The organism is Marivita cryptomonadis, assembly GCF_002115725.1.
In the GTDB taxonomy this organism is placed as follows: domain Bacteria; phylum Pseudomonadota; class Alphaproteobacteria; order Rhodobacterales; family Rhodobacteraceae; genus Marivita; species Marivita cryptomonadis.
Genome location: NZ_JFKD01000008.1, coordinates 156399 through 179881, shown reverse-complemented (window position 1 = coordinate 179881; position 23483 = coordinate 156399). Strand labels below are relative to the sequence as shown.

Below are 23483 nucleotides of genomic sequence, written 5' to 3'. Positions count from 1 at the left end.
GGAAGTCCTACTTGTAGATTTCTGGCAAGAGCGTCGTGGACACTGCGGGCACATAGGCAATCAGCAGCACCACAACGAACATGCCCAGAACGAAGGGAATGGCGCGGGCAGCGATCTTGAGGATCGATTCTCCGGTGATACCGGAGACCACGAACAGGTTAAGTCCAAGCGGCGGCGTGATGAAGCCCACACCCAGCGCGGTGATCATCATGATGCAGAACTGGATCTCGTTCATGCCGATATTGTCGGCAAGCGGCTTGAGAATAGGCGCAAGGATGACGATGTTGGGCGTTGTTTCCATGACGCAGCCCGCCGCGATCAGGATACCGATCATCAGCAGGATCAGAATCCACGGCTCATCTGTGAGCCCGGTCACGGCGGTCACAAAGCCCTGCGGCACACCCATGATCGCCAGCGCTTCGGCCAAGGGGGCCGAGAAGGCGATGATCGGTAGGATCACCCCGTTCACCTTGGCCGAGCTGACCAGCATCGCCGGGAAATCGGCAAAGGACAGCGTGCGCATGATAAAGCCCATGATGATGGTCACGACCACGGCGGTGGCGCCTGCTTCTGTAGGGGTCAAACGGCCCGAGAAGATGCCGTAAAAGATGATCCCGGGCACGATGAACGCGTACCAGCCCGACTTGAGCGATGCCGCGAGCCGCGAGAAGTATTCGCCCATCGAGATATTGCCGCCGCCTTCGTAGCCATGGATGCGGTTGACGATCAGGTTTGTGACCAAGATCGAGATCAGGATCGCAAGGCCGGGGATCAGTGCTGCAAGGAACAGCGTTGACGCTGATATTCCCAGAACAAGGCCGATGATGATGTAGGCGATGGAGGGCGGGATCAGGATGCCGGTACAGGCGCCCGCCGCGACAAGCGCACAGGCATAGGGACGGGGATAGCCCGACTCAACCAGCCGCGCGATTGTCATTCGGCCCACCGCCGCAGCACCCGCCGCGTCAGAGCCGGAGATGGCGGCGAACATACCGCAGACCAGCACGGTCGCCGATCCGAACCCGCCCTTGGCGAACTGCGTCAGGGCCTCGGCTACGTCGAGGAATTTGCGGCTCAGCCCGGTGCGGACCAGCACGTCGCCAGTCAGGATGAACAGCGGCACAGCGGTCAGCGCGAACGCGTCGATCCCGGTAAACAGCTTTTCGCCCACAAGGCTCAGCGGCAGGTCGCCAGACATCACCAGCATGGTGATTGCGGCAGTGCCGATGGCGGCCCAGACAGGTACAGCCAGCGCTATCAGGCCAACGAAGATCAGAACCGGCAGGTAGAAATCCCAGCCCAATTCCACTGTTTGGCTCATGGTTTGCCAAAGCATCGGTGCGGCTCCTTAATCAAACAGCTTGTCGCCTTCGTAGACGGGTGTTCCGTCACGAAGCGATCGCAGGTCGCGCAGCAGGGATTGCAGAAGGCGCCAGATCATCAGGGCAAACCCTACAGGCACCGCCATCAGGAACCACACGTTCGAGATACGCAGCCCATGGGTCACCGATCCGAATTTCCACGAGATATGGACCGTCTCCATCGACCAATAGAGCGCGATGATCGCTACCCCGAACATGACGATGTCACCGAAGATGTAGAGCAACGCCTTCGTGCGCGGCCCGAGGTAGTGCATGATCACGTCGATGCGGATATGCGCCCGTTCCTTGACGGCCGCAGCAGCACCAATCCACGCAAGATAGATAAAGGAATACCGCACGATCTCTTCCCCCCAAATCGAGGAGTACGAGAAGATCTCGCGTCGCAGCACTTCGATGGCCATGGTGATGACCAGCATCACGTAGAAGACCAGAAGCAGCCACCGTTCTGCATCGCGGTCTATTCTGCGCCAGATAGACATGGGGCATCCTTTCAAAGAGGACAGGCCAACGGATCACGCATAAGGCGTGGCCAGACTCTCTGTGTTTGGAAAGAAAAAGGGGCGGGCGCGTGTTGCAGCGCCCGCCGATACCGTCACGCGTCGTGGACGTAGTATTTGCCCTGGGTGCCAGCGGCTTCTTCCATCTTGGCGAACGCATCCATGGAACCGGCCAGTTCGACCTTGAACTCGTCCCATTCGGAGCGCTGGTAGCCACCGGCTTCTTGCCATTCGCCAAGCTGGTCGTCGGACAGCGAGTGGAATTCGACACCGGCCTTGGCCAGTTCGGCCATTGCGTAGGCGCGTGCAGATGGAACCTTGGCAAGGTTCTGATGCGCGGTCATTTCCGAGCCCCACATGATGCCTTCCTGAACGTCGGCTGGCATCGAGTTGAACCATTCGAGGTTACAGGAATAGACCTGACTGTCCGGCACGGCCTGTGTGAAGGTCACATGGCTGAGGATGTCCTTGAAGCCAAACACATAGAGCGCGCCAACGGATGGATCGAGCGCGTCAGCAACACCCTGCTTGATCGCAGAGGGGGTTTCGCCCCATGCCACCGGCGTCGGGTTCGCGCCGACCATGCGGTAGTACTGTTGAAGCATCTTCGAGCCCGGTACGCGGAATTTGACGCCACCCAGATCGCTTGGGCTGAGAACCGCACCGGCTCCGCCTTTGCGGACGGCCACGACGCGCGGGTCGATGTTGACGTAGAACAGCGGCTTAAAGCCGTTGGCTTCGATCTTGGGGTGGACTTCGGTGTTCCAGAAGTCGGATGTGACAAGGTTGGTGAACCGCTGGTTCGAACCACACAGATACGGCATGTTGATCAGGTCAACCGTCGACGCGAAAGGCGCGAAGTTCGCCAGCGAGTGCTGCGCCGCCTGGATCGTGCCGCCCTGAACTGCCTGAACGAGCGCGCCGCCTGCGCCCAGCTGACCGCCGGGGGCCAGTTTGACATAGACCTTGCCGTTGGTGGCGTTCTGGAGGTTTTCCTTCAGGTCAAGCTGCATGATCGGATAGCTGCGCGAAGCGCCCAGCACATAAGCGGTCGCGATCACCATCGTATGCTCGGCTGCGTTTTCGCGGTCTCGCTCTTCGTTGGCTGTCTGTGCAGCCGCTTCAGAGGACCACAGCACGCCAGCAGCGCCGGCTACCATAGCAGCGGTAAAGCCACCGGTGCCCATCAGCTTCAGGAAATTGCGACGCTCGGCGGATGCGAGCTCCTTACGTTCGTCAGTCATCTGGTCTCCTCCCAATTGACCTCAGCTACCGTTTTTGTTCTTTCGGTCAGCCTCTTTTTGCAGAATTGCCACGACGAACAGGATCGACGCCGCAAACAGAACCAACATCTCCCCGACATCCGAAAGGAATGACATTCCTGCAAAAGCACCCATGGCGACATTGGCGAAATACACGACAAAGACGATGGCGGATGCAGCAAGGAACATTCTGGACTCCGGATGTCAGATTGATTCTGAGGTTAGTGTAAGCGCTTACATTCGAATCTTGCAAGCGCTTACATTTCGCTTTCTGTTTCTTTATGATTATCTTGCGATGCACTTCACTGGCTCCAGAGTGGGAAAGGAGATCGATGTCAGACCTGCGCACCGTGCCCACTTTGGACGATGTCGCACGCGCGGCTGGCGTGTCGACAGCTACGGTCTCGCGCTGTCTGAACTCGCCTGAACGGGTGGTCGAACAAACGCGAAAGCGGGTGATGTCCGCCGTCGAAGCTCTTGGATACACACCAAATTTCGGCGCGCGCGTGATGGCCGCGAAACGCACCTTCACCATCGGCGCGATTATCCCAACGATGGAGAACGCGATCTTCGCACGAGGGCTTCAGGCGTTTCAGGAAGAGCTGCACGCGCGGGGCTATATGCTGCTCGTGGCCAGTTCGGCCTATCAGCCGAAGATCGAGGAAGATCAGATCCGCGCATTGGTGGCGCGCGGGGCGGATGGCTTGCTGTTGATCGGCCATGACCGCGATCCGGCGATCTATGACTATCTCAGGGCGCGGTCGATCCCGGTGCTGTCGGCATGGGTCTATTTTCCCGACAGCGGCCAGCCCACAGTTGGCTTCGACAACCGCCAGTCGATGCGGGCATTGGCGCAGCAGGTGATCGACTATGGCCATCGCCAGATCGGAGTGATCTCTGGCATCACCAAGGGCAATGACCGTGCCGCAGCCCGTCTGGCCGGGCTGCGCGATGCGCTGGTGGCGAACGGTCTGGACCCGGACGCGATGCCGGTCATCGAAACGCCCTACGAGATCGAAAACGGCGCGGTGGCGCTTCAGACTTTGATGCAGGCCGACACCCGTCCGACCGTGGTGATGTGCGGCAACGACGTTTTGGCGGTCGGCGCGCTACGCGGTGCCCGCGATCTGGGGCTGTCTGTGCCGGAAGATGTGTCGATCACCGGCTTCGATGATATCGAACTTGCACGGATCGTCGCGCCACAGATCACCACCGTGCATGTCCCGCACCGCGAGATGGGGCGCAAAGCCGCTATCGCCCTGATTGATATGGTGGAAAAGCGTGGGACAGGCGACACGATAGAGCTCAAGAGCACGGTGCAACTCCGCGACTCCCTGCGTGATCTGACCTGCTGATCGGCGCCATCGACAAGCCAGGCGTGACACAGTACCTCGTTTTAGGATCGAACGGATAGGGCCGCGTCATGACATCCGAAAAGACCCAACCTCGGGCGCTGATGATCCAAGGAACCGGGTCGAATGTCGGCAAGTCTATGCTGGTCGCCGGACTGTGCCGAGCGGCGCAGTTGCGCGGGTTGTCTGTCGCGCCGTTCAAGCCGCAGAACATGTCGAACAATGCCGCGGTGACCGCGGATGGGGGTGAGATCGGCCGTGCGCAGGCCTTGCAGGCCATCGCCTGCGGACGCGAATTGTCAGTGCACATGAACCCCGTTCTTCTGAAGCCCGAAAGCGACCGGGGCTCGCAGGTCATCGTGCAAGGCCAGGTGCGCGGCTGGCTCGAAGCAAAGCGCTTTCGCGAAGACCGGGGCGTGTTGCTGGACGTGGTTCTGGACAGTTTTCATAGGCTTGCACAGACCGCAGACCTGATCCTTGTCGAAGGCGCGGGCAGCCCGGCCGAGGTCAATCTGCGGCTTGGCGATATCGCCAATATGGGCTTTGCCTGTGCGGCGGATGTGCCGGTGATCCTTGCCGGGGATATCGACCGGGGCGGGGTGATTGCGCAGATCGTCGGCACGCACACTGTAATGACAGACGAAGATGTGGCGCAAGTGGTGGGGTTCCTCGTAAACAAGTTTCGCGGTGATGTGACATTGTTCGAAGACGGCTACCGTGCCATCGAAGACCATACCGGCTGGAACGGTTACGGCGTGCTCCCTTGGTTTGACGCGGCGCATCTGCTGCCCGCCGAGGATGCGGTGGAACTTGCCGAGACCAGTGGCGGGCAGGGGTTCCACATCGCCTGTCCCATGCTGTCGCGGATCGCCAATTTCGACGATCTTGATCCGCTCAAGGCGGAACCGAATATCCGGTTGACGATGGTACCGCCGGGGCAGGCGCTGCCCGGTGACGCGGATCTGATCGTGTTGCCCGGCACGAAATCCACCCGCGCCGATCTGGCCTTCCTGCGCGCGCAGGGCTGGGACATCGACATCCTCGCCCATCTTCGGCGCGGGTGTCGGGTGCTGGGAATTTGCGGCGGATACCAGATGCTTGGGGCGCAGATCGACGATCCCGAGGGGCTTGAAGGTGATGTGGGCACAGCGCCCGGGCTGGGATTGTTGAACGTGACAACCACCATGCAACCACGCAAGACGCTGACCCGCGTCGAGGCTGTGCATCTGCCGACGGGCACCGGTTTTGACGGGTATGAAATCCACATCGGTCAGACCAATGGCCCCGACAGTGCGCGGGCCTTTGCGCGGATCGGCGATGCGCCGGATGGAGCAATTTCGGGGAATGGCCGGGTGATGGGCACCTATCTGCATGGTCTTTTCGCCAATGGCGCGTTCCGGCAAGCGTTCCTGCGCCAGATGGGCCACAAGTCTGGAGGGGCAGATTATACGCGTACCATTGACCGCACGCTGAACGAACTCGCGGCCCATATGGAGGCACATCTCGACATTGACGGCCTGTTGGCGGCGGCCCGCCCGATCAAGGCTTAAGGCCGCGCGACCACCACTTCGGTGTCCCAATCCGCGCATTTCGCGGGCAAGTCAGCGGGCAGGGCGGCATCGGTGAAGAGGGTGTCGATCTCTGACAGCGAGGCGATACGCGCTGGCGCGTTTCGTTTCAGCTTGGACGCATCCGCGACCAGATAGGTCTTGCGCGATTGTTGCAGGATGGCTTGGCTGACGCTGACTTCTTGAATGTCGAAGTCGAGCAGATCGCCGTCACGATCAAGCGCCGAACAGCCGATGATCGCCAGATCGAACTTGAACTGAAGGATGGTCTCGGTCGCCAGCTTGCCCACCAGCCCGCCATCAGCGCGGCGCAGGTTGCCGCCCGTCACCACCACTTCGCAATCCTGCATTTCGGCCAGAATATTCGCCACGTTCATATTGTTGGTGACCACCAGCAGGTTCTTGTGACCGCGCAATTCACGTGCCACAGCCTCGGTGCTCGTGCCGATGTTCAGAAACAGCGAAATGTTGTTGGGAATGCGCTGAGCGCAGGCCTTGGCCATCGCCGCCTTTGCCTTGGCATTAAGCGTCTGGCGCTGTTCATACCCGATATTGCTGGTGCTAGAGGGCAGCATCGCCCCGCCATGCACCCGCTCGAGCCTGCCATCCTCGGCCAGATCGGACAGGTCGCGCCGAATGGTTTGCAGCGTCACACCGAAATGCTGAGCCAATCCTTCGACCGTGACCTTCCCCTCCTTGCGCGCGATGTCCAGAATATCACGGTGACGAAAGGCGTGGGACATAAGGGGCTCAGTCTGGTCTGGTTTCGAAGTCAACGATGGACGATTCCGCAACGTCAGCTTGTCGCTGCACGCGGTTTTCCGATCTTAACGGGCTTAGGTCAGGAAAACCTAATGTCAAATTTTGTTTGCTTTCATGGGGATAGCAAAAAACGAACATAAACGAAAAAAATCGCCTTGCGTGAACGCGACTCAATCCGCATACATTGCACCGGACATACGTGGCATTGGGAGGTGGCGCGCGGTGATCGACCAAAACGTCGAACCAACAGATCTTTTCATTATCGGTGGTGGCATCAACGGCTGCGGGATCGCACGTGATGCGGCTGGCCGTGGGCTGTCTGTGACGCTTGCAGAAATGAACGATCTGGCCTCTGCGACCTCGTCGGCTTCGACCAAACTGTTCCACGGCGGTTTGCGCTATCTTGAATATTTTGAATTCCGTTTGGTCCGCGAAGCGCTGGTCGAACGGGAGGTCCTGCTCAAAGCGATGCCGCATATCAGCTGGCCGATGCGATTTGTCCTTCCTTATCATGAGGATATGAGGTTCGAATCCGACACACCCACGTCGCGACTGCTAAGCTTTATCATGCCTTGGATGAAGGGACGTCGCCCCGCGTGGCTGATCCGCTTGGGGCTTTTCCTATATGACAATCTGGGCGGACGCAAAATTCTGCCCGGCACCAAGACACTTGCGCTGGAAAACGCACCCGAAGGCGTTCCTTTGGACGACCGGTTTGCGAAAGCCTACGAATATTCCGATTGCTGGATCGAAGACTCGCGTCTTGTCGTTCTGAACGCCCGCGATGCTGAAGCGCGCGGCGCCACCATCCTGCCGCGCACCAAGGTTCTGTCAGCGGCGCGCGATGGTGGTCTCTGGCGCATCGAAACGCAAAATACCGAAAATGGTGAGACCCGCACACACCACGCGAAAATGCTGGTGAACGCCGGCGGACCGTGGGTAGGGGACATTATTCAGACCAAGGTTCGATTGAATTCAACTGAAGGTGTGCGGCTGGTGCGCGGCTCTCACATTGTTACGCGCAAGCTTTATGATCACGACAAATGCTACTTCTTCCAAGGCACTGATGGCAGGATCATCTTTGCCATTCCCTATGAGACTGATTTCACCCTGATCGGCACCACCGATGCCGAACATGACGACCCATCAAACAAGCCTGTCTGTACCCCGCAAGAGCAATCTTACCTGCTGAACTTCGCCAACCAATACTTCAAGCAAGACCTGTCGGACAAAGATGTTGTCTGGACCTATTCCGGTGTCCGTCCGCTTTATGACGACGGCGCCAGCAGTGCTACGGCGGCCACCCGCGACTATACGCTCAAGGTCGATGCCAATGGCGGCGCGCCGGTGCTGAACATCTTTGGCGGCAAGATCACCACCTACCGCCGCCTTGCCGAAAGCGCGCTTGAGAAGATCGCCGAGCAATTGCCGAACGTCAAAGGCCCGTGGACAGCGGGTGTCACGCTGCCCGGTGGCGATTTCCCGGTCGACGGGTTCGATGCGCAAGTGGCCAAGCTGCAGGACGCGTTCCCATTCCTTGATGCCTTCTGGGCCCGCCGCCTTGTGCGCGCCTATGGGACAGAGGCACCGACAATCCTCGGAACCGCCAAGGAAGCAGGCGATCTGGGCCGCGATTTCGGCGCGACCCTGACTGAGGCTGAAGTGCATTGGCTGATGACCCATGAATACGCCCACACCGCCGAAGATGTGGTGTGGCGCCGCAACAAGCTTGGTCTGCGACTGAGCGCTGAACAGATCAAGGACTTGGACACCTGGATGGCGGATCATCGTCAATCCTTGTCCAAGGCCGCAGAATAGGGGGCTGGACATGACACTCGAGCTTAAGGGCGTGTCCAAAGTGGTCGAAGGGCAGACCCATATCTACCCGACGGACCTGACGCTGGAAAAAGGCACGATGAACGTGCTGCTTGGGCCGACCTTGTCGGGCAAGACGTCGCTGATGCGTTTGATGGCGGGGCTGGATGTGCCCGCGACCGGCCAGATCATCTGGCAGGGCAAGGATGTGACGGGCATGCGCGTGCAGGATCGTAAGGTCGCGATGGTGTACCAGCAGTTCATCAACTACCCGTCAATGACCGTCTACGACAATATCGCATCCCCGATGAAGCTGATGGGTGTCGACCGCGCCGAGATTGACCGCCGCGTGCGCGACACCGCCGAGTTGATGAAGCTGACCCCGATGCTGAACCGCAAACCGCTGGAACTCTCGGGCGGTCAGCAACAGCGCTGCGCTTTGGCACGGGCGCTGGTCAAAAACGCGGGGCTGGTGCTTCTGGACGAACCGCTTGCCAACCTCGACTATAAGCTGCGCGAAGAGCTGCGGATCGAGATCCCCAAGATTTTCGAAGAATCCGGCTCCATTTTCGTTTACGCGACCACCGAACCTGAAGAGGCGCTGCTTTTGGGCGGGAATACCGCCACCCTTTGGGAAGGCCGCGTCACGCAATTCGGTCTCACACCCGATGTTTACCGCCAGCCGGTCGATGCGACCACGGCGCGGGTGTTCAGTGATCCGCCGATGAACTTCCTTGCGGTGACCAAGGCAGGCGGCCAACTGACCTTTGGCAACAATCAATCCACGCAGGCGATGGGCCGTTTGGCTGATTTGCCCGATGGTAACTATACAGCCGGGTTTCGTCCCAACCACCTTGAAATCGGTCAGCATGCGGCGGACGCCATGGCGTTCACCACGCAACTGACCGTGACCGAACTCACCGGGTCGGAAACCTTTGTGCATCTGGATCACCACGGCCAACGCTGGGTTGGTCTGATCCACGGGGTGCATGACCTGAAACTGGGCGAAGACCTGACCGTTTGGCTTGATCCGCGTCATGTCTATGTCTTCGACGAACAGGGCAAAATGATCGCCCCCGCGTCTTACGCGCTGGCGGCCTGAAGGAACGGACATGGCAAAGATCACACTTGATAACCTGGCACATTCCTATCTGCCCAATCCGACCTCCGAGGACGACTTCGCCCTCAAGGAATTGAACCACGATTGGGACGATGGCGCGGCCTATGCATTGCTGGGTGCGTCTGGATGTGGAAAATCCACACTTCTCAATATCATATCGGGCCTTCTTCACCCATCGCAGGGGCGCATCCTGTTTGACGGACAAGATGTGACTCACGCGCCCACGGCCGAGCGCAACATCGCGCAGGTGTTCCAGTTTCCGGTCGTCTACGACACCATGACGGTGCAAGACAATCTGGCCTTCCCGCTGCGCAATCGTGGCCGGGACGAGGCTTATGTCGCTGAACGTGTTCAAGAAATTGCCAAGATGATCGGCATGGAAGACATGCTCAAGAAAAAGGCCCGTGGCCTGACAGCCGATGCCAAGCAGAAGATCAGCCTTGGTCGGGGCATGGTCCGCAAGGATGTGAACGCGCTCTTGTTTGACGAGCCGCTGACCGTCATCGACCCACACATGAAGTGGGAATTGCGCACGCAGTTGAAAAAGCTGCACCACGATTTCGGCCATACCATGATCTACGTGACCCACGACCAGACCGAGGCGCTGACGTTCGCGGATAAGGTGGTGGTCATGTATGACGGCCGCGTTGTGCAGATCGGCACGCCGGAAGAATTGTTTGAACGGCCTGAACATACGTTTGTCGGCTATTTCATCGGCTCTCCGGGTATGAACGTGCTGCCTGCCGAAGTGGATGGCACCACGGCCAAGGTCGGGTCGCAGACGATCCAACTGGCAGGCGGTTACAAGCCAACAAGCGGCAAGGTCGAAATCGGCGTGCGTCCGGAATTTGCGAAACTCAGCCAGACTGAAGGCCTGCCTGTCACTGTTCGCCGGATCGAAGACGTGGGCCGACACAAGATCATCCGCGCCAGTTTCGAAGGCCATGACATCAACATCATCGCCGGTGAGGACGACCGCGTCAGCGCCGACATGAACCATGTCAGTTTCGATCCAGCGCAAGTGAATGTCTACGTCAACGATTGGCGCGTGGCACCCGACGGTGCGCAATCCGTGGGGGAGGCCGCGTAATGGACAAGACAGTCAACCAAAAGGCATGGTTCCTTGTCCTGCCGGTTCTGATCCTCGTCGCGTTCTCGGCGGTGATCCCGCTGATGACGGTGGTCAACTACTCGGTTCAGGACACGTTCGGGAACAACCAGTTCTTCTGGGCGGGCCTTGAGTGGTTCGAGGAAATGCTGAACGACGACCGCCTTTGGGGCGCGCTTGGGCGGCAATTGATGTTCTCGGGCATCATCCTGCTGATCCAGATTCCACTAGGTGTCTTCGTGGCGCTCAACATGCCCAAGAAAGGCTTTTGGGCCAGTTTCTGCCTTGTTTTCATGTCGTTGCCGCTGCTGATCCCGTGGAACGTGGTCGGCACCATCTGGCAGGTCTTCGGTCGAGTCGACATCGGCCTGCTGGGGCACACGCTGGCGGCGCTGGGTATTGATTACAACTACACCAACGATCCTTTCGCGGCATGGGTCACGATCATCGTGATGGATGTCTGGCATTGGACGTCGCTGGTGGCACTTTTGGCCTATGCAGGTCTGCAATCCATCCCGGACGCCTATTATCAGGCGGCCAAGATTGATCAGGCGTCGCGCTGGAAAGTGTTCCGCTTCATCGAACTGCCCAAGATGATGGGTGTTCTGATGATCGCGATCCTGCTGCGCTTTATGGACAGCTTCATGATCTACACCGAACCGTTCGTTGTCACCGGCGGTGGCCCCGGCAGCACCACCACGCTCCTGTCCATCGACCTTGTGAAGATGGCCTTGGGTCAGTTCGATCTTGGACCGGCGGCGGCGTTCTCGATCATGTATTTCCTCGTGATCCTGCTGATTTCATGGGTGTTCTACACCGTCATGACCAACCTCGATAAGCGGGAGGGCTGAACCAATGGCTGACGCAACCACCACCAGCATTCCCGGCGATCTGACCGCAGGCGGCACCAAGAAGCGCGTCAAGGTCAACGGATCGGCCATCGTGATGGGGCTGTATCTGCTGTTCCTGTTGCTGCCGATCTACTGGCTGCTGAACATGAGCCTCAAGACGAACACAGAGATCCTCAATTCCTTCACGCTCTGGCCGAATGATTTGACGCTCGACAATTACCGCACGATCCTGACGGACCCGAGCTGGTACATGGGGTACGTCAACTCGCTCATCTACGTGGTGTTGAACACGGTGATCTCTTTGGCTGTGGCCTTGCCTGCCGCCTATGCGTTCAGCCGCTATCACTTCATGGGGGACAAGCACCTGTTCTTCTGGCTGCTGACCAACCGCATGGCACCACCTGCCGTGTTCGCGTTGCCGTTCTTCCAGCTTTATTCGTCGGTTGGCCTGTTCGACACCCATATCGCCGTGGCCTTGGCGCATTGCCTCTTCAACGTGCCGCTGGCGGTCTGGATTTTGGAAGGCTTCATGCGCGGCGTGCCGAAAGAGATCGACGAGACCGCGTATCTGGACGGCTACAGCTTTGGTCGCTTCTTTACCCGTATCTTCATGCCCCTGATCTCAAGCGGCATCGGTGTGGCGGCGTTCTTTTGCTTCATGTTCTCGTGGGTGGAACTGCTGCTGTCGCGGACCCTCACCACGGTGGATGCAAAACCCATCGCCGCGATCATGACCCGCACGCAGGGTGCCTCGGGTATCGACTGGGGCGTGTTGGCCGCAGCAGGTATGCTGACCATCGTGCCAGGGGCCTTGGTGATCTATTTCGTCCGCAATTACATCGCCAAGGGCTTTGCCCTGGGGAGGGTGTGATGGAGCGCCGTGTCACACACGCGACTGTGCGCCTTTGCACCGTGACATTTTCAAATAGGAGGGCCGCCTGATGGATCTCTCATGGATGGCATGGACATGGCCGACCGCGATTTTCTTCATGGTGATCGCGAGCCTGCTGATCGTCTTTACGTTCCTTGCAATCAAATTTCCCGAGACGCCCCGCGTGGGCATCTTGCGGATCGAAACGACGCGCGGTGATCGTTTGTTCATCACGCTTCTGGGCAGCGCGTTCATCAATCTCGCGTGGCTTGGACTGGTCGGAGAAAACCAGCCCTGGGCCATGGCGGTTTGCGCGCTCTACGCTGCAGCGGTGTTCCGCTGGGTGTAACCCGATACGCTTGTGATTTCCCGGCGACGGGGGACCACATTACTTCATCCAAGTTCTCAATAACCGGGAGGAACCTAATGAACTTGAACCTTAAATCCTCAACAGCGGCGCTGCTGATCCTTGCGGGTCCGGCATTCGCCGACATGGACGCCGCCCGTGCGTTCCTTGATGCAGAGATTGGCGAGCTGTCGTCGATCGACCGTGCCGCGCAAGAAGCTGAGATGCAGTTCTTCGTCGATGCAGCGGCCCCGTTCCAGGGAATGGAAATCAAGGTCGTGTCCGAGACGATCACCACACACGAATACGAAAGCCAGGTGCTTGCCCCGGCGTTCGAGCGCATCACCGGCATCAAGGTCACCCATGACCTGATCGGCGAAGGCGACGTGGTGGAAAAGCTCCAGACTCAGATGCAGTCGGGTGAAAACATCTACGACGGCTACATCAACGACTCCGACCTGATCGGCACGCACTGGCGCTACCAGCAGGTGCGCAACCTGACCGACTGGATGGCGGGCGAGGGTGCAGACGTGACCCTGCCGTCGCTGGACCTTTCAGACTTCATCGGCCTCAGCTTCACCACTGGCCCGGATGGCAAGGTGTACCAGCTGCCGACACAGCAGTTCGCGAACCTCTACTGGTTCCGCTACGACTGGTTCAACGACGAAAAGAACAAGGCCGATTTCGAAGCACAGTTCGGCTATGAACTGGGTGTTCCGGTCAATTGGTCTGCCTACGAGGACATCGCGGAATTCTTCACGGGCCGCGACCTGAGCCACATGGGCGTCGAAGGCGACGTCTTTGGCAACATGGACTACGGCAAGAAAGACCCGTCGCTGGGTTGGCGCTATACCGACGCGTGGATGTCCATGGCTGGCATGGGCGACGTGGGTGAACCCAACGGCCTTCCGGTCGACGAATGGGGTATCCGTGTAAACGAGAACTCGCAGCCGGTTGGCTCGTGCGTTGCTCGTGGTGGTGCCACCAACGCGCCCGCAGCGGTCTATGCTGTGACCAAGGCGATCGAATGGCTGGAAAAGTACACACCGCCCGCAGCGGCCGGTATGACCTTCTCCGAAGCAGGCCCGATCCCCGCACAGGGTAACATCGCGCAGCAGATGTTCTGGTACACCGCGTTCACAGCCGACACCGTAAAGCCCGGCCTGCCGGTGATGAACGAAGACGGCACACCCAAGTGGCGCATGGCACCCAGCCCGCATGGCGTTTACTGGAAAGAAGGCCAAAAGGTCGGCTACCAGGATGCAGGCAGCTGGACACTCATGGAATCCACCCCGGTGGACCGTGCAAAGGCCGCATGGCTCTATGCGCAGTTCGTGACGTCCAAGACCGTCGACGTGAAGAAGTCCCATGTGGGTCTTACCTTCATCCGCGAGTCCACAGTGCAGCATGACAGCTTCACCGAGCGTGCGGACAAATTGGGTGGTCTGGTAGAATTCTACCGTTCCCCGGCGCGTGTGGCTTGGTCCCCGACCGGCACAAACGTTCCGGATTACCCGAAGTTGGCCCAGCTGTGGTGGCAGAACATCGGCGACGCAATGTCCGGTGCGAAAACCCCGCAAGAAGCACTTGATGCACTCTGTGCCGATCAGGAACGCGTACTCGAGCGTCTTGAGCGTGCAGGCGTCCAGGGCGATCTTGGCCCGGTCATGAACGAAGAGCGTGACGCGCAGTATTGGTTCGACCAGCCGGGTGCGCCTTATGCCAAGCTCGACAACGAGGACGAAGAGCCTCAGACCGTCTCTTATGACGAGCTGATCAAGTCCTGGCAGTAAGCTGCCTTACGATCGGGGCGCGCTTATCGCGCCCCGATTTTCGTTTGTCCCTTTCCCATTTGATCCTTTTCCGCCGTCCTGAAACAGTGGACGGACCCAACACGTCACCACAGGAGGCCCGCCGCACATGACCCACATTCTTGCCATCGACCAAGGCACGACATCGACGCGCGCCATCCTGTTTGACGAAACCCTAACCGTTGTCGCGTCAGCGCAGGAAGAATTCACCCAGCATTACCCGCAAAGCGGCTGGGTCGAACATGACCCGTCGGACCTCTGGTCCACCACCGCCGCCACCTGCCGCGCCGCGATCGAAAAGGCTGGCGGCAGCACCGCTGACATTGCCGCCATCGGCATCACCAACCAGCGCGAAACTACGTTGGTCTGGGATCGTGCCACCGGCAAGCCCGTGTTCAACGCCATCGTCTGGCAGGACCGCCGCACGTCGGAGTTCTGCAAGGGGTTAAAGGCCGAAGGGTTTGAAGAGGTCGTGACCGACCGCACCGGGCTTTTGCTCGACCCGTACTTTAGCGGAACAAAACTGGCGTGGATTCTCGACAATGTGGACGGTGTCCGCGCCCGTGCCGAGGCGGGCGAACTGGCCTTTGGCACTGTGGACACATGGATTGTCTGGAACCTGACGGGTGGCAAGGTCCATGTCACGGATGCAACCAATGCCGCGCGCACCATGCTCTACGACATCCGCAAAGGCCGCTGGTCCAAGACGATCTGCGACAAGCTGGGCATCCCCATGTCCATGCTGCCCGAGGTCAAGGACTGTGCCGCCGATTTTGGCGAGACCCGCGCTGATCTTTTTGGCCGTGCCATCCCGATCTGTGGCATTGCCGGTGACCAGCAGGCGGCGACCGTAGGGCAGGCGTGTTTCCAGCCGGGGATGCTGAAATCCACCTATGGCACAGGGTGTTTCGCGCTTTTGAATACAGGCGACACGCCAGTGACCTCGACCAACCGACTGCTTACGACAATCGCTTACCAGCTGGACGGCAAGCCAACCTACGCATTGGAAGGGTCAATCTTCATCGCGGGCGCCGTGGTGCAATGGCTGCGCGACGGGCTCAAGATCATCCGCGAGGCGAAAGAGACCCAGCCGCTGGCGGAAAAGGCAGACGACACGCAGGAAGTGGTGCTGGTGCCTGCCTTCACGGGCCTTGGCGCACCGTATTGGAATGCCGAATGCCGGGGGGCAATTTTCGGCCTGACCCGTAATTCTGGGCCAGAGGAGTTTGCCCGTGCCGCGCTGGAAAGCGTCGGCTACCAGACCCGCGATCTGCTTGAGGCGATGAAGGCCGACTGGTCCGGCACGTCCGAAACCGCGCTGCGCGTCGATGGCGGCATGAGCGCGTCCGATTGGACGATGCAATTCCTGTCCGACATCATCGACGCCCCGGTGGAGCGCCCCAAGGTGCTGGAAACCACCGCGATGGGGGCGGCATGGCTTGCAGGCTACAAGGCTGGCGTGCTGCCCGACATGGAGGCCTTTGCCGCGCAATGGGCTGTCGATGGCCGGTTCGAGCCGGACATGGCGGCAGATGTGCGCGACCGTAAGTACGGCGCGTGGAAGCGGGCCATCGACGCGACGATCGGGTTTGCGGGGTAAAAGCCGCGTCGACGCGGCTTGAACGCGGGCGTGCGCCCGCGTGACGAAGGGCTTTCGAAAGCCCTTCGCGCCTCACCCCACCTTCAGCACGATTTTCCCGATATGGGTTGACCCCTCCATCCGCGCATGGGCCTTGGCGGCGTCCGCGAGGGCAAATTCACTGTCCATCACAGGTGCGATCCGACCGGAGGCAAGATGCGGCCAGACCTCGGCCTCCAGATCCCGCGCGATGGCGGCTTTGGCGGCCACGGACTGCGGTCGCAGGGTTGATCCCGTCAGGGTCAGCCGCCGGGTCATCATCTGGGTGAAGTTGAGCTCGACCTTTGGCCCTTGCAGGAATGCGATCTGTACCAGCCGCCCGTCATCGGCCAGCGCCCGCAGGTTGCGCGCGATGTAGTCGCCCCCCACCATGTCGAGGATCACATCCGCGCCGCCTTCGGCCTTCATCAGATCGACGAAATCCACTTCGCGGTAGTTCCACGCTGCCTCGGCGCCCAAACCGACACAGGCGGCACACTTGTCCTCCGATCCGGCGGTGGTGAACACCCGCGCACCGCGCAGGGCGGCAAGTTGGATCGCAGTCGTGCCGATGCCGCTTGATCCGCCATGCACAAGGAACCGCTCACCTGCCTTCAATCCACCACGCAGGAAGACATTTGTCCAAACGGTGAAATACGTCTCGCACAGCGCCGCCGCCTGATCCATCGGCATGCCCTTGGGTACCGGCAGTGCATGATCCGCATAGGTGGTGACATACTCTGCATAACCGCCACCGGGCAGCAGGGCCGTCACCGCATCGCCAACCGACCAGCGTGCTACGCCGGGGCCGACCGCCGCTACCGTGCCTGCGGCTTCGAGACCGGGCAGGGGCGAAGCATCGGGCGGCGGATTGTAGAGGCCCGCGCGTTGCAGCGCGTCGGGGCGGTTAACCCCTGCATAGGCCACCTTGATCAGGATCTCGCCTGCTTTGGGTGTTGGCACCGGGACAGTCACGGGTTGCAAGACGTCTGGTCCGCCATGAGTGGCGATTTCGATGGCTGTCATATTCGCGGGAAGAGTCATGGCGGTGCGGATCCTGTCTTGTGTCTCCTCCTTGTGTCGCAGAATCCGGGCGCTCCGCAAGGCTGCGGGACAGTGTTTTGAAGGACGAAGGGAAATCGAAACCCTGTTCCGGGAAGCCATGGCCAGCACGGCGCGACTGTTCTTTCGCGCACGCCAACAGTTGTGAGCCACCCCGCGATGCCCTAATCCTGTGCGCAACCAACCAGTTCCAAGGGGAGAGAACCATGACAGACGGACCGAGCTACGGTTTCGACACGCTTCAAATCCACGCAGGCGCACGGCCTGACCCGGCCACGGGCGCGCGGCAGGTGCCGATCTATCAGACCACCGCCTATGTGTTCCGCGATGCCGATCACGCAGCCGCTTTGTTCAACCTTCAGGAAGTGGGATACATCTATTCCCGACTGACCAACCCGACCGTTGCCGCGCTGCAAGAACGCATGGCGACGCTTGAAGGTGGCGTGGGCGCGGTCTGCTGTTCATCGGGGCACGCAGCGCAGATCATGGCGCTGTTCCCGCTGATGGGGCCGGGCAAGAACGTGGTTGCGTCGACGCGCCTCTACGGTGGCACGATCACCCAGTTCAGCCAGACGATCAAACGCTTCGGCTGGTCCGCGACCTTTGTCGATTTCGACGATCTGGACGCGGTGAAAGCGGCGATCAACGACGACACCCGCGCAGTGTTCTGCGAATCCATCGCCAACCCGGGTGGCTACATCACCGATCTGGATGCGATCTCGGCGATTTCCGACGACGCGGGCATACCGCTCATCGTCGACAACACCTCGGCCACGCCGTATCTGTGCCGCCCGATCGAACACGGCGCCACGCTGGTTGTGCATTCGATGACCAAGTACCTCACGGGCAATGGCACTGTGACCGGCGGTGTCGTGGTGGACTCGGGCCGGTTCGACTGGTCCGCCAATGACAAGTTCCCGTCACTCAGCGCACCGGAGCCCGCCTATCACGGCCTCAAGTTCCACGAGACCTTTGGCCCTCTGGCCTTCACCTTCCACGGTATTGCCATTGGTCTGCGCGATCTGGGCATGACGCTGAACCCGCAGGCCGCGCATTACACGCTGATGGGGATCGAAACCCTGAGCTTGCGGATGCAGAAGCATGTCGAGAACGCGATGGAAGTGGCGGGCTGGCTTGAGACCCACGACGCGGTCGAGGCGGTGACCTATGCAGGCCTTCCATCCTCGCCCTACAATCACCGCGTGGCCAGCATTTGCCCGAATGGCGCGGGCGGGTTGTTCACGGTCAAGCTCAAGGGCGGCTATGACGCCTGTGTGAAATTCGTCGACTCGCTCGAGATCTTCAGCCACGTGGCGAACCTTGGCGACACGCGCAGCCTAGTGATCCACTCGGCCTCGACCACCCACCGTCAGCTGACACCGGAACAGCAAGAAGCTGCAGGCGCGGGGCCCAGCGTCGTGCGGATTTCCATCGGTATCGAAGATCCTGCAGACCTGATTGCCGATCTGAACCAGGCGCTGAACGCAACCAAGTGATGTGGAAGGCCCTTCAAAGGGCCTTTCCCGAAGTTTCGAAACTTCGGCAAGCCCGTTCGAACGGGCTTGCCCCCCTCAGACAGTGATCGCCTGCATAACCTGCGGTTCGATCACGTCGACCTCGGGCAGCGCACGCACCAGCCCTTCGGCGGATTGCTCCAGTGCCGGGAAAGTCCGGTAGTGGCAGGGGATCAGCGTCTTGAAGTCGAAATACCGTTTCGCGGCATAGGCCACACCCGCCATGTCCATGGTGTAATATCCGCCCGCTGACAGGATGCCGATATCGGGTTTGTAGTAATCCCCGATCCAGTCCATGTCGGCCATGATCGACGTATCGCCCGAGAAATACAGCGTCTTGCCATCGCCGCGCAGGATAAAGCCGGTTTCCATCCCCATATAGCGCGGCGTGTCCCCAACCTGCATGGTCGACGAATGCGAGGCGGGCACCAGCGTCGCGGCCGTATTGCCCAGCGTGATCGTGCCCCCCTTGTTGAAGGCGTGGCCTTCTTTCGCACCAAGACCGTGCAGGTGTTTGGCCAGTTCCACCATCCCCGACACCGGCGCGCCGGTTTTGCCCGAGATCTCGACAACATCCGCCGTGTGATCACCGTGCCCGTGGGTGACAAGAATATGCGTCGCCCCCGCGATGGCCGCGTCTTTGTCGTGATCCTCCATCATTGGATTGCCGTTCAGCCACGGGTCGATAAGCAGCACCTGATCGCCGATTTCGATGCGGAACGATCCATGTCCAAGCCAAATGATATCCATCTGAGAACTCCCCTTATGTTTGACTTGAGGCTAACACAGCGCGCGCGCTGCGAAAGGCCTGATGCGGTTTTGATCCATGTCAATCAAAACGGACACGCAATGTGTCAGGGTAAGTTTACAACACGGGGAGAGTCGCCATGCGCATTTTGTTTGTCCATCCGAATTACCGCTCTGGCGGAGCCGAGATTGCTGGAACGTGGCCGCCCGCTTGGGTGGCATACCTGTCAGGGCATCTGCGGCAGGCGGGGTTTGATGACATCCATTTCATCGACGCCATGACCGACAATATCGACGATGCCGATCTGGCCCGTCGCATGGAAGAGATCAAGCCCGATGTGGTGGGTGTGACCGCGATCACCCCGTCGATTTACCGCGCCGAAGACGTGCTCAAGGTCGCCAGCGAAGTGGTGCCGAACGCGGTGCGGATGCTGGGCGGGGTGCACGCGACCTTCATGTATAAGCAGGTTTTCTCTGAAGCCCCTTGGGTCGATGTGATCGTGCGTGGTGAAGGCGAAGAGATTTGCACCGAACTGATGCTCGCCATCGAAGACGGGCGCTGGCCCGCCGACAAGCACAAGATCAAAGGTTTGGCCTTTCTGGACGGTGACCAGATCGTCGCGACCCCGGCGGCGAGCACGGTCAAAGACCTGTCCAAGATCAAACCGGATTGGACCGTCTTGGAATGGTCGAAATACATCTACATCCCGCTGGGCACCCGCGTCGCGATCCCCAACCTTGCGCGCGGCTGCCCCTTCACCTGTTCCTTCTGTTCCCAGTGGAAGTTCTGGCGCGACTACCGCGTGCGCGATCCCAAGGATGTCGTGGACGAGATCGAGGATCTGGTTGAAAATCACGGGGTTGGCTTCTTCATCCTTGCGGACGAGGAACCCACCATCAACAAGAAGAAATTCGTGGCCTTCTGTCAGGAACTGATCGACCGGGGCCTGCCGGACCGCGTCAAGTGGGGCATCAATACCCGCGTGACCGACATCTACCGCGACCGAGATCTGCTCAAGTTCTACCGCAAGGCGGGGCTGGTCCATGTGTCCTTGGGCACCGAGGCCGCCGCACAGATGAAGCTCGACATCTTCAACAAGGAAACCAAGGTCGACGAGAACAAGACCGCCATTCGCCTGCTCCGTGAGGCAGACATTCTGGTCGAGGCGCAGTTTATCGTGGGGCTCGACAACGAAACGCCCGAAACGCTGGAAGAGACCTACCAGATGGCGTGGGACTGGCAGCCTGATCTGGCGAACTGGTCGATGTACACGCCGTGGCCCTTCACGCCCTTATTCCAAGAGTTGAAGGACCAAGTCGAAGTCTTTGATTTCAGTCGCTATAACTTTGTCACACCCATCATGAAACCCGCCGCGATGGAGCGGGGGGAACTGCTTGACGGGGTGATGAACAACTACCGCCGGTTCTACATGAAAAAGGCGCTGTTCCACTATCCATGGCGTGGCACAGGCTTCCGGCGACGGTATCTGCTGGGCTGCCTTTATGCCTTCCTTAAGGCCGGTGTGGGCCGGACGTTCTATGATCTGGGCAAGGTCGGCTATACCGGGCCGCAATCGAAGAACAAGCTCGACTTCCAGTTCGACGACAGCCGCACCATCGCCGAGGCGCAGATGGAGGATTGGGTGTCCTCTGCTGACAAGGCCGCTGCAGCCAAGGAACGCCGCGAGGCGGTGAAGGCACAGATGAAAGAACGCTCTGCCGAACGCACGCAGGACTTCAAGATGCCGAACGGAGCCGAGGTCAAAGCTTGTGGAGGCGGATCGCAGCAAATGGAGGACGTCTAAGGATGCCCGCCCCAGTGGCCCGACCGGTGCGCTGATCGGGCCCAACGCCATCCTGCAACTTTTGCCGCAGATTGAGCGGACCTTTGGCGAGGCGCGGGTGGTGCAGCTGCTGGCCAAAGCCCACGTGTTCGAAGTGCCGGACGGCAGCCAGATGATCCCCGAAGGCGACGCGGCACGGTTGCATCAGGTGCTGCGCCGCGACGAGCCTGTCATGGCCCCAATATTGGCGTCAGAGGCGGGCAGGGCGACGGCGGACTACATTTTGGCGCATCGTATCCCGAAATTTGCCCAGCGGATCCTAAAGGCGTTGCCGTCACCTTTGGCGGCACGCAGCCTGTCGAAAGCAATCACCAAACACGCGTGGACCTTCGCGGGCTCGGGGGCCTTTGTTGCGCATGGGCCGTGGCGGTTCGAGATCGCGGACAATCCTATTGTGCTGGGCGAAACCAGCGATGTGCCTCTGTGCCATTGGCACGCGGCGGTGTTCCAACACCTGTACCGAACCTTGGTGCATCCGCGCGCCCTTTGCCGCGAAACCACGTGCTGTGCGATGCACGGGCACCGCGCCTGTCAGTTTGAACTGACAATCGGAACAGTCTGAAAACGCAGGGTTTCCCGCGTGGTCTGACATTCCTGCTTTGCCTGCTTCAGATTGGGCGTTATGATCTATCTCCGACACAGCTTTAGGGTGCGCTCCGTGCCCTTGGCCAGTAAAGATTGTCAGCGCTCAGGGGGAGTGCAGGCATTTTTGTGGAATAGTTGATCGAAGGTCGCGTCACCTTGGGGGCCACGCGGATGAATATGCATAAACCAAGCAGCGCCGCGCCATTTCCATCAAAGCCTTTGCCGGATCATGAAGATCGCCTGTCTGATCCCGCCCGTTTGAACGCCTTGGCCGACGCAAGGGTGATGGACACACCAGCTGACGAAATGTTCGACCGCGCCGCACGTCTGGCCACCACATTTCTGGGCGTGCCGGTTGGGCTTGCTTCCTTCGTCGATGTGGACCGCCAATTCTTCAAGGCCCAATGCGGCTTGCCCGGCGGTGCGGATGCCGACCGCGAAACACCGTTGAGCCACTCTTTGTGCCAGTATGTTGTGGCCCATGACCGGCCGCTTGCCGTGTCTGACGCGCGTGAACATGCGCTGTTGGCTTCCAATGATGCCGTGTCCGACCTGGGGGTGGTTGCTTATCTGGGCGTTCCCATTCATGCCCCGAACGGTGCTCCGATCGGGTCGTTTTGCGCCATTGATGATGCCCCGCGCATCTGGCGCGACAGCGATGTCGAGGTGTTGACCGATCTTGCCGCGATGATCGAAACCGAACTGCATTTGCGGCACGAACGCGACGCCATGCAAACCTTGGCACGCGAGATGAACCACAGGGTCAAAAATCTGTTTTCCGTTGTCGGCGGGATGATCGCCCTGACTGCGCGTTCTGCCGACAGCCCGGCTGATATGGCCCGCGACCTCAAAGGACGATTGTCGGCGCTGGATCTCGCGCATTCGATGGTCAGCCCCGCTTTGGCGAACGGACGGGTTGATCCGCAAGGACTGGACGTGCACGACCTGATCACCCGTTTGGTGCAGCCGCACCAAATGCCCGGCCGCGCACAGGTCTCGCTGGATGTGCCAGCGCTGCGATTGTCGGGTCGTGCTGTCACCGATCTGGCCTTGGTGATCCACGAATTGGCCACCAATGCCGCCAAGTACGGCGCGCTGTCCGATCCGCAGGGTACTGTTTCGATCACGGGCGAACGGGGTGGCGACACCGTCACGCTCAACTGGAGCGAAGCGGGTGGGCCGTTGGTCACTGCCGCGCCCTTGGCCAAGGGCTTTGGCAGCAAGCTGATCGAAGCGACCGTGACGCGCCAGATGAACGGGTCGCTCGACACAGATTGGGGCGAAGGCGGTGTCTCTCATTCCTTGACCTTGCCGTTGTCTGTCTTCGACGCCGATACGCCGCCCGCGGCATCCCCACCGGGCTGACAG

21 protein-coding genes are annotated in these 23483 nt (G+C 59.9%); 14 read left to right on the top strand and 7 right to left on the bottom strand.

Annotated elements, in window-relative coordinates; genetic code table 11:
* Positions 1-7: 7 nt before the first annotated feature.
* From MCRY_RS11125 to MCRY_RS11110, 4 genes are all read right to left on the bottom strand, one after another.
* Positions 8-1336 carry a TRAP transporter large permease gene (locus MCRY_RS11125; protein WP_085629793.1) on the bottom strand — a complete coding sequence of 443 codons (1329 nt, stop codon included), beginning with the start codon at positions 1334-1336 and terminating at the stop codon, positions 8-10.
* Between the two features lie 12 nt (positions 1337-1348).
* A complete protein-coding gene (locus MCRY_RS11120; RefSeq protein WP_085629791.1) occupies positions 1349-1861 on the bottom strand; it encodes a TRAP transporter small permease in 513 nt (170 codons plus the stop codon).
* A gap of 113 nt (positions 1862-1974) precedes the next feature.
* The gene (locus tag MCRY_RS11115; protein ID WP_085629789.1) at positions 1975-3123 is read right to left on the bottom strand and encodes a TRAP transporter substrate-binding protein; all 1149 of its coding nucleotides are present in this window, start codon (positions 3121-3123) and stop codon (positions 1975-1977) included.
* A 21-nt stretch (positions 3124-3144) separates the two neighbouring features.
* Positions 3145-3330: a hypothetical protein gene (locus tag MCRY_RS11110; protein WP_085629787.1), complete on the bottom strand. Its 186-nt coding sequence runs from the start codon at positions 3328-3330 to the stop codon at positions 3145-3147.
* A gap of 143 nt (positions 3331-3473) precedes the next feature.
* On the opposite strand from MCRY_RS11110, the gene MCRY_RS11105 reads away from it, so the two are divergent.
* A complete protein-coding gene (locus tag MCRY_RS11105; protein WP_085629785.1) occupies positions 3474-4496 on the top strand; it encodes a LacI family DNA-binding transcriptional regulator in 1023 nt (340 codons plus the stop codon).
* A gap of 68 nt (positions 4497-4564) precedes the next feature.
* Entirely contained in the window at positions 4565-6043 is a 1479-nt protein-coding gene (locus tag MCRY_RS11100) for a cobyric acid synthase (RefSeq protein WP_085629783.1), read from the top strand.
* Here the strand turns inward: MCRY_RS11100 and MCRY_RS11095 are convergent.
* Positions 6040-6804: a DeoR/GlpR family DNA-binding transcription regulator gene (locus MCRY_RS11095; protein WP_085629781.1), complete on the bottom strand. Its 765-nt coding sequence runs from the start codon at positions 6802-6804 to the stop codon at positions 6040-6042. The two genes, MCRY_RS11100 and MCRY_RS11095, sit on opposite strands and share 4 nt — an antisense overlap.
* Before the next feature lie 241 nt (positions 6805-7045).
* On the opposite strand from MCRY_RS11095, the gene glpD reads away from it, so the two are divergent.
* From glpD to glpK, 8 genes are all read left to right on the top strand, one after another.
* Complete coding sequence (gene glpD, locus MCRY_RS11090; protein WP_244897903.1) at positions 7046-8641, top strand: glycerol-3-phosphate dehydrogenase; 1596 nt, start codon at positions 7046-7048, stop codon at positions 8639-8641.
* Between the two features lie 10 nt (positions 8642-8651).
* On the top strand, positions 8652-9740 hold the full coding sequence (locus MCRY_RS11085; RefSeq protein WP_085629778.1) for an ABC transporter ATP-binding protein: 1089 nt from the start codon (positions 8652-8654) through the stop codon (positions 9738-9740).
* A 10-nt stretch (positions 9741-9750) separates the two neighbouring features.
* Positions 9751-10848, top strand: a complete 1098-nt coding sequence (locus MCRY_RS11080; RefSeq protein ID WP_085629776.1) for an ABC transporter ATP-binding protein — start codon at positions 9751-9753, stop codon at positions 10846-10848.
* A complete protein-coding gene (locus MCRY_RS11075; RefSeq protein WP_085629774.1) occupies positions 10848-11717 on the top strand; it encodes a carbohydrate ABC transporter permease in 870 nt (289 codons plus the stop codon). The genes MCRY_RS11080 and MCRY_RS11075 overlap by 1 nt, the downstream gene beginning before the upstream one ends.
* Before the next feature lie 4 nt (positions 11718-11721).
* A complete protein-coding gene (locus tag MCRY_RS11070) occupies positions 11722-12588 on the top strand; it encodes a carbohydrate ABC transporter permease (protein ID WP_085629772.1) in 867 nt (288 codons plus the stop codon).
* A 70-nt stretch (positions 12589-12658) separates the two neighbouring features.
* The gene (locus MCRY_RS11065; RefSeq protein WP_085629770.1) at positions 12659-12937 is read left to right on the top strand and encodes a DUF2160 domain-containing protein; all 279 of its coding nucleotides are present in this window, start codon (positions 12659-12661) and stop codon (positions 12935-12937) included.
* Between the two features lie 77 nt (positions 12938-13014).
* On the top strand, positions 13015-14727 hold the full coding sequence (locus MCRY_RS11060) for an ABC transporter substrate-binding protein (protein WP_085629768.1): 1713 nt from the start codon (positions 13015-13017) through the stop codon (positions 14725-14727).
* Positions 14728-14854: 127 nt separating this feature from the next.
* Positions 14855-16345, top strand: a complete 1491-nt coding sequence (gene glpK, locus MCRY_RS11055) for a glycerol kinase GlpK (protein WP_085629766.1) — start codon at positions 14855-14857, stop codon at positions 16343-16345.
* 72 nt (positions 16346-16417) lie between these two features.
* Here glpK and MCRY_RS11050 read toward each other — a convergent pair whose 3' ends face one another.
* A complete protein-coding gene (locus tag MCRY_RS11050) occupies positions 16418-17407 on the bottom strand; it encodes an NAD(P)H-quinone oxidoreductase (protein ID WP_085629764.1) in 990 nt (329 codons plus the stop codon).
* Positions 17408-17631: 224 nt separating this feature from the next.
* On the opposite strand from MCRY_RS11050, the gene MCRY_RS11045 reads away from it, so the two are divergent.
* Entirely contained in the window at positions 17632-18921 is a 1290-nt protein-coding gene (locus MCRY_RS11045; RefSeq protein ID WP_085629762.1) for an O-acetylhomoserine aminocarboxypropyltransferase/cysteine synthase family protein, read from the top strand.
* A 75-nt stretch (positions 18922-18996) separates the two neighbouring features.
* Here the strand turns inward: MCRY_RS11045 and MCRY_RS11040 are convergent, their stop codons facing one another.
* Entirely contained in the window at positions 18997-19689 is a 693-nt protein-coding gene (locus MCRY_RS11040; RefSeq protein WP_085629760.1) for a metal-dependent hydrolase, read from the bottom strand.
* A 137-nt stretch (positions 19690-19826) separates the two neighbouring features.
* On the opposite strand from MCRY_RS11040, the gene bchE reads away from it, so the two are divergent.
* From bchE to MCRY_RS11025, 3 genes are all read left to right on the top strand, one after another.
* Positions 19827-21491 carry a magnesium-protoporphyrin IX monomethyl ester anaerobic oxidative cyclase gene (gene bchE, locus MCRY_RS11035; RefSeq protein WP_085629758.1) on the top strand — a complete coding sequence of 555 codons (1665 nt, stop codon included), beginning with the start codon at positions 19827-19829 and terminating at the stop codon, positions 21489-21491.
* Positions 21457-22092: a bacteriochlorophyll 4-vinyl reductase gene (gene bchJ, locus MCRY_RS11030; protein ID WP_085629756.1), complete on the top strand. Its 636-nt coding sequence runs from the start codon at positions 21457-21459 to the stop codon at positions 22090-22092. The genes bchE and bchJ overlap by 35 nt, the downstream gene beginning before the upstream one ends.
* Positions 22093-22286: 194 nt before the next feature.
* Positions 22287-23480, top strand: a complete 1194-nt coding sequence (locus tag MCRY_RS11025) for a sensor histidine kinase (RefSeq protein ID WP_138488232.1) — start codon at positions 22287-22289, stop codon at positions 23478-23480.
* Positions 23481-23483: the final 3 nt, after the last annotated feature.